We start from the raw sequence: 7,270 nt of genomic DNA, 5'->3' as shown, positions 1-7,270 counted from the left end.
CTGCAGGAACAGCTGCGTATTGCGGGCGATGCGCGCGGAAAAATCGGTCGGCAGTGCGAGCGCCTCGTCCAGCGCATTGGTGTGCAGCGACTGCGTGTGCCCCTGCGTCGCCGCCATCGCCTCGATGCAGGTGCGCACCACGTTGTTGTAGACGTCCTGCGCTGTCAGCGACCAGCCGGACGTCTGCGAATGCGTGCGCAAGGGCAGGCTCTTTTCCGATTTCGGCCCGAAATCCTTGACGAGTTTCGCCCAGATCAGGCGCGCGGCGCGCAGTTTTGCGACCTCCATGAAGAAATTCATGCCGATCGCCCAGAAGAACGACAGGCGCGGCGCGAACTGGTCCACCGTCAGCCCCGCCGCGATGCCGGCGCGCAGATATTCGACGCCGTCGGCCAGCGTATAGGCGAGTTCGAGATCCTGCGTCGCGCCGGCTTCCTGCATGTGATAGCCGGAGATCGAAATCGAGTTGAATTTCGGCATGTTTTTTGACGTATAGGCGAAAATATCGGCAATGATGCGCATCGAATGGCTTGGTGGATAGATGTAGGTGTTGCGCACCATGAATTCTTTCAAAATATCGTTCTGAATCGTGCCCGACAGTTTCGCCGCCGGCACGCCCTGTTCTTCCGCCGCGACAATATAAAGCGCTAGAACCGGCAGCACCGCGCCGTTCATCGTCATCGAAACCGACATCTGGTCGAGCGGAATCCCCGAGAACAGCGTGCGCATATCATAGATGGAATCGATCGCCACGCCCGCCATGCCGACATCGCCGGCGACGCGCGGATGGTCCGAATCATAGCCGCGATGGGTGGCGAGATCGAAGGCGACCGACAGCCCCTTCTGACCGGCTGCGAGATTACGGCGATAGAAGGCGTTGGAATCCTCCGCCGTCGAGAAGCCGGCATATTGCCGCACCGTCCAGGGCTGATTGACATACATCGTGGGATAAGGACCGCGCAGAAACGGCGCGGCGCCGGGGTAGGAATCGATCGCCGGCAGGCCCGCCACATCTTCCGGATCATAAACGCTTTTGACCTCAATACCTTCCGGCGTCAGCCAGTTCTCGGTTGCGAAAGCCGGCGCTGCGGCGTTCTGCCGGGCAGGAAGGGCGAGGGTCGAAAAATCGGGTATCCTGGTCATCCGTCCATCCCTGATCTTGAATTGGCCATGCTCGTACTATACTCGTCTCTACTCAAGCGCGCCATAGTCCAAAGGGCGCCCCTGCCGCGACAACAGCCGGCTGAAAATCCGACGCACCTCCTTGCGCGTCGCCGCCAGTTCGCGCTCCAGCAAGGCAAAGTCCGGCAGGCCGGAAGCTGCGGAGATGCGCCGTTTCACCCCCTGCGCCGCCCGGCGCGGATCGGCGCCGACATCAAGCGCCAGACGCAGCCATTGCGTGACATTGCCGTATAGCGACAGCGCTCCGGTCAGGGTTTCCGCCGTTTTGGCGTCGAGCAGGCCCACCCGCGCCGCATGAACGAGAATGTCGCGGGTCGCGGTCGCGCGCAGCGATTTTTCTTCGAAACCATGGCCCAGCGCCAGAAATTGCGCGATGAATTCGATGTCGAGAAGGCCGCCGGCGGCGCGTTTGAGATCCCAGCTGTCCCCTTCGCCTTTTTCCCGGGCGACCAGGGCGCGCATCTCGCGCACCGCTTTGGCCAGCGCCTTGAGGTCACGCGCGACAAAAATGCTTCGCTCGACGATGTCGCGCGACACCTCGGCCAAATCCGGATCGCCGGCGACCGGCCGCGCTCGGGTCAAAGCCATATGTTCCCAGATTTCCGCCTCTCCCGCTTGATAGGCGCGGAAGGAGCCGATCTGCGTCGCCAGCGGCCCCTGCCGGCCGGAGGGGCGCAGCCGCATATCGACCTCGAACAGTTTTCCGCGCCGCGTCGGCGCCGTCAGCGCCGCGATCAGCCGCTGGGTCAGGCGGGTGTAATATAGCGTGGCGTGCAAGGGTTTCGCGCCGTCGGATTCCGGTTTTTGCGCGTCGAAATCGTAAAGCAGCACCAGATCGAGATCGGAGGTCGCGGTCATCTCGACCGAGCCGAATTTTCCGAGCGCCAGCACGACGCAGCGCCCATGCTGGATGCGTCCGTGTTCGGCGGCGAAAAAGCCCTCGACCGCCTTGAGGCTGGCGCGCACCAGCGTCGCGGCAAGCGCGGAATAGGCCTGCGCCGCCTGGTCCGGCTCGATCTGGCCGGCGAACAGCCGCAGCCCGATCATGAAATTCTCTTCCGCCGCGAAACCCCGCGCCACATCGAGAAAGGCCTCGATATTTTCCGCCTCCCCGATGATGAGGCCGAGCCGCCCGGCATAGGCCGCTTCATCCATCGGCGCGCCGGCGACGCCCCGGTCGATGGCCGCGTCAAGCAGATGCGGGCTCTGCACGATGACCTGAGCCAGCCGCGGCGCGCCGCCTAAAATATCGGCGAAGAGCTGGCGCATCGGCGCATGGGACCGGAGCAAAGCGAAAAGCTCGACCGCAGCAGGCATTTTGGCGAGCGCCGCGTCGAAAGCGGCCATGCCTGAATCGGCGTCGCCGGATTTCGAGAACGCGTCGAGCAAGGCCGGCACCAGTTCGGTCAGGACTTCGCGCGCGCGCGGCGTGCGCACCGCCGGGCGGCGGCCGAAATGCCAGCCGCGCACCGTCTCGGCGGCGGCGGCGGGATCGCGAAAGCCCATTTCGCGCAGCGTGTCGAGCGTCGCCGGATCGTCCGCCTTGCCGGTGAAAACGAGATTGCCGGCGCGCGAATCCAGCCCCGGCGCGTGTTCGAACAGCCGGGCGTAATGTTTTTCCACCGCGCGCAAATGGCGCAGCAGGTCTTTGGAAAGGCCCGCTGCGCCGCCATAGCCGCAGAAACGCGCGAACAGGTTCAGGCCCGCCTGGTCTTCGGGCAGGCGCTGCGTCTGCTGGTCCGCGACCATCTGCAACCGATGCTCCAGCGCCCGCAAAAAGACATAGGCTTCGCCGAGCTCCAAAGCCGCCTGCGCCGTGATCCAGCCGTCCTGCGCCAGTTGGCGCAGCATGTCGAGCGTGCGCGCGCCACGCAGCAGCTGGCGGCGTCCGCCGAAGATCAATTGCTGGGTCTGCACAAAAAACTCGATCTCGCGAATGCCGCCGCGACCGAGCTTGAGGTCATGTCCGGCGACCGCGATTTCGGCATGGCCGCGCGCCGCGTGGATCTGCCGTTTCATCGCGTGAATGTCGGCGATGGCCGCGTAATCGAAATATTTGCGCCAGATGAAGGCCGACATTTCGTTGAGGAAATTGAGGCCCAGGGCCAGATCGCCGGCGACCGGGCGCGCCTTGATCATCGCGGCGCGCTCCCAGTTCTGGCCGAGGGTTTCGTAATAATGGCGCGCCGCGTCGAGCGAAACCGCCGGCGCGGTCGAGCCGGGATCGGGCCGCAGGCGCAGATCGACGCGCAGCACATAGCCGTCGCCGGTGTGCTCCTGCAGAAGCTTGACCAGATGCTGGGTCAGCCGCAGGGCGTTGGCCCTCGCCCCCGGCCCGGCGATGAGCGCGCGGGCGCGCGAATCGTAAAAGATCACCAGATCGACGTCGGAGGAATAGTTCAGCTCAAACGCGCCGTGCTTGCCGAGAGCCAGCACGACAAAACCGCATTCGACCTCGGGCTCCTCGGCGCTGGCGGGGGCGAGCTTGTCGCCGGAGAGCCGCAGCGCGGCCCGCAGCGCGGCGGCGACAAAACGGTCGGCGGCGCGCGACAGCGCCCTCGTCGCCGCAGGCACATCATAGGCCCCGGTAAGATCGGCCAGCGCCACGATCAGCGCCGTCTCCTGCTTGACGCGCCGCAACAGCGCCATCGCCTGCGCTTGCGAACAATTTTCGTCGCCACAGGCGGTCAACCGATGCAGCGCCTCGTCGAGCGCCTGTTCCGGCGGCTTTTGCAAAATATTCAGCAGGCGGGCGGGGTCGCGGCGGATCAGTCCCCACAGGAAAGGCGATTGATCGACAAGTCCGAGCAGCAGCGCTTCGGTCTTCGGCCAGTCCGGCAAGGCCTGCAAGGCTTCCGCCTCGTCGCGCGTCTCCTGCAGGAAATCGGCAAGCTTTGCCCGGGCGCCGGCAATGTTGGCGGCCTTGGGAAGACGAAAGGTCACGCTCTTGTTCATTGGCCCGCCATCCTCACGACGCAGCGCTTTTGGGCGGCCCGTTCTCCCGGTCGCGCGGAAAAGTCAGGACGACGCGCAGGCCGGGCGCGAAATCCTCCAGCCGCAAATGCCCGCCATGCAGCCGCGCCACGGCGGCGGCGAGCGACAGGCCGAGGCCGCTGCCCGGGCGCGAGCGCGAGGATTCCAGCCGCACGAAACGCTCCAGCACGCGCGACCGCTGGTCTTCCGGAATGCCCGGCCCACGATCGGCTACCGCGATTTCGACGCCCAAATCGTCGCCGGTCGCCGAAATTTCGATGATCGCCTTGACGCCGGGCAGATCGGGGGCGCCATATTTAAGCGCATTGTCGATCAGATTGGCCAGCGCCTGCCCGATCAGCTCGCGCTGGCCGCGAACCGGCAGCGGCGGCGTAGCCCGGACCTGCAATTCGACACCGCTTTCGTCGGCTGCCGGCTCGTAAAGCTCCGCCATGTCATGGACCAGTTCGGCGGCGTCGAGATCGGCGAGCGATTCGCCGGAGGATTGCGATTCGGCGCGGGCGATCATCAACAGCGCATTGAATATGCGGATCAGCCCATCGGCCTCGTCGATCACCTGCTCCAGCGCGGCGCGACAGGCCGCCTCGCCCTGGTCGAGTTGCAAGGCGTGCTCGGCGTGGTTGCGCAGCCGGGTCAAAGGCGTGCGCAGGTCATGGGCGATATTGTCCGAGACCTGGCGGATGCCCTCCATCAGGCCCTTGATGCGGTCGAGCATGGCATTGAGATTGCGCGCCAGCCGGTCGAGTTCGTCGTCGGCCCCCGACAAAGGCAACCGGCCGGAAAGGTCTTCCTCCAGCAGGGTGGCGGCCTTGGCGCTCATCGCATCGACGCGGTTGAGCAGCCGGCGCGCGACGAATAATCCGCCGAGGCCGCCGATCGTCAACAGCCATAACAGCGAGGTGAACAGGGCCGAGCCCAGGATATGGCTCAGCCTCTCGCGGTCCTCGAGATCGTGGCCGATCAGCAGCTTGAAATGTCCCGGCAGTTCGAAAACCTTGGCCATGGCGCGGCGCTGGACATTGGGAACGCCGGCGCGCTCATAAGTGGTCTCGACCGCCTCCTTCTGGTCGAGCACGCCGGGCGGCAATTCCAGCACATTGCCGGCCAGCGTCACGCCGGTCGGCGACACCACGAGATAGATCGAGGCGCCGGGCGTGCGCGAGCGACGATCGACCACGGCGGCGAGCTGGCTCAGGCCGCCCTCGGCATATTGATCGGCCAAGCCCTTGAGATCGGCGGCAACGGTCTGGCGCATCTGCACGTCGATCAGTTCGCGGACCCTTTCGCCGACCCGGTCGAGCACGAGGGTGAAGCCAAGGCCGATGATGACCAGATAGGCGAACGCCAGCTTGAAGGCGGTGGTCCTGAACAGGCGTGTCAAGCCCGGCCATCGGGCGGCGCCGCCAAACAACTTTGCCACTTTCATGCCGCCCGCCCGGATTTCCAAAAAATTTTCCTTGCGATTCATCGGTCAGGTTCGACGATCCTTGCATTTCCGGCAAATTACCGATTGGTCATGCCAAACCCGCCCGAGGCGCCGACCCTTGCGGAAACCCGACATTAACTCCGCCCGCGCCATTGTCGAACCCGACTCGACCAGGTTCGAGCCATGCAAGTGTCTTAACCGCATATTCCTGTCCAAAAAGTCTCCGGCTTTTTGCGAATATGCTCAAGTTTGCGTATCGAAGGCGCCCGTAAATGTTGATGACGATCGACCATTGGCTTGCGCGGTTTTTTGGCGCGGGCCGGCGCCCCCATTCCAGCAGGAATACGCGCGCCACGCCGCTCGCCCAGCGGGCGGCTTTCGGCCATGACGGCATGACCTTGCGCCAGATCGACGGGCTGCACGGCTTCCAGAATGTGGAAGACGATCCGGCGCACCCGCCCTATGCGCCCTATCTGCGCCGGCCCCGCGCCGTCCCGTCCGAAACGCTCGAAGACTTCGGGATGCAAGCCTCGCCGGCGCCCGATTTTTCGCCGAGGGCGCAGGCCGATCCTGGCCGGCAGGCCTTCCGCGAGGCTCTGGCGACCCGGCGCTCCCGGGAAATTTTGCAAAATTCTGGCCAAAGCGTCGAGCCGCCGCCACAAGCGCCGCAATTTTGCGCGGAAAAGCGCCCCACCACGGCGGAAGAACCGCCCTCGCCGCATTTCTGGCGCGTCGACCGGCCGAATGTGCGTTTCACCCGCACGCCGGAATCCGCGCTGACCCGGCGCCGGGCCGAGGAAAAAGCGCGCCGCCTCGCCGAGGTGGAGGCTCAAATCGCCGCCCAAGAGTCCGAGCGCGTCGCCGCGCTGGCGCGGCTGGCCGCAATCCCTTCCCCCGATGCCGAGGCCGCGCGCGTGCGTTACGCCCGCACCCCCGACCCTGTGCGCGCCGCGCGCGGCGAACCGGAAACCGCCGCCGCGCCCAAAAACCCGGCGCCGCCGGCATTTGGCGGCTTCGGCGCCATGGGGGCGCGCTTCTCCTGCGAATTTCGCGGTCTGGCAAACGCGCCGGCGCGGGCGCCCGAGACCTTGCCGGTTGAAATCGCAGCCGCCGAAAAGCCGGAAAAAATTCGCGTGCGGGTCAAGGCCGGGGCCGGCCCGGCGCAGGAGCCGCAAGTTCTCTCGCCTGCGGCCTCGCCGGCCAAAAAGCCCGTCGCGACGCGCGAAAAAATCGCGCCTGCGCCGCTGCGGGTCGAGGCCTACGAACCGCTCGAAGTCGAAATGCTGAGCGAGCCGCCCCAAATCGAAAGCCCCGCCCAGCCGGACGAACAGCTCGAAATCAATTCCGACGTGCTCGAAAAGACCTTGGAGGATTTTGGCGTTCGCGGCGATATTCTGAACGCCCATCCCGGCCCGGTGGTGACGCTTTACGAATTCGAGCCGGCGCCGGGGATCAAATCGTCGCGGGTGATCGGGCTGGCCGACGACATCGCCCGCTCGATGTCCGCCATCTCCGCCCGTGTCGCCGTCGTGCCCGGACGCAACGCCATCGGCATCGAACTGCCCAATCCCCGCCGCGAAACGGTCTATTTGCGCGAATTGGTCGCCTCCCCCGATTTCACTGGCGCCAAACACAAGCTCGCCATCGCGCTCGGCAAAACCATCGGCG

Annotated in this window: 4 protein-coding genes; 1 reads left to right on the top strand and 3 read right to left on the bottom strand. The window is 65.4% G+C overall.

The window, feature by feature from the left end; genetic code table 11:
- From QZY01_RS15455 to QZY01_RS15445, 3 genes are all read right to left on the bottom strand, one after another.
- The coding region (locus QZY01_RS15455; protein WP_294538692.1) for a methylmalonyl-CoA mutase family protein at nucleotides 1-1,143 on the bottom strand (1,143 nt) is incomplete at its 3' end.
- A 48-nt stretch (nucleotides 1,144-1,191) separates the two neighbouring features.
- Nucleotides 1,192-4,137, bottom strand: a complete 2,946-nt coding sequence (locus QZY01_RS15450; RefSeq protein WP_294538690.1) for a bifunctional [glutamine synthetase] adenylyltransferase/[glutamine synthetase]-adenylyl-L-tyrosine phosphorylase — start codon at nucleotides 4,135-4,137, stop codon at nucleotides 1,192-1,194.
- Nucleotides 4,138-4,150: 13 nt separating this feature from the next.
- The gene (locus QZY01_RS15445; RefSeq protein WP_294538688.1) at nucleotides 4,151-5,602 is read right to left on the bottom strand and encodes an ATP-binding protein; all 1,452 of its coding nucleotides are present in this window, start codon (nucleotides 5,600-5,602) and stop codon (nucleotides 4,151-4,153) included.
- Nucleotides 5,603-5,874: 272 nt separating this feature from the next.
- On the opposite strand from QZY01_RS15445, the gene QZY01_RS15440 reads away from it, so the two are divergent.
- A partial coding sequence (locus QZY01_RS15440; protein WP_294538686.1) for a DNA translocase FtsK occupies nucleotides 5,875-7,270 on the top strand: 1,396 nt, incomplete at its 3' end.

It is taken from the genome of uncultured Rhodoblastus sp. (genome assembly GCF_903903185.1).
Classification (GTDB): Bacteria; Pseudomonadota; Alphaproteobacteria; order Rhizobiales; family Beijerinckiaceae; genus Rhodoblastus.
This window is presented reverse-complemented; position numbering and strand designations above follow the sequence as displayed.

What these genes read in the sequence shown, in the direction of transcription:
- QZY01_RS15450 (WP_294538690.1), bottom strand. Translation starts at nt 4,137, where the DNA reads ATGAACAAGAGCGTGACCTTTCGTCTTCCCAAGGCCGCCAACATTGCC.
- QZY01_RS15445 (WP_294538688.1), bottom strand. Translation starts at nt 5,602, where the DNA reads ATGAAAGTGGCAAAGTTGTTTGGCGGCGCCGCCCGATGGCCGGGCTTG.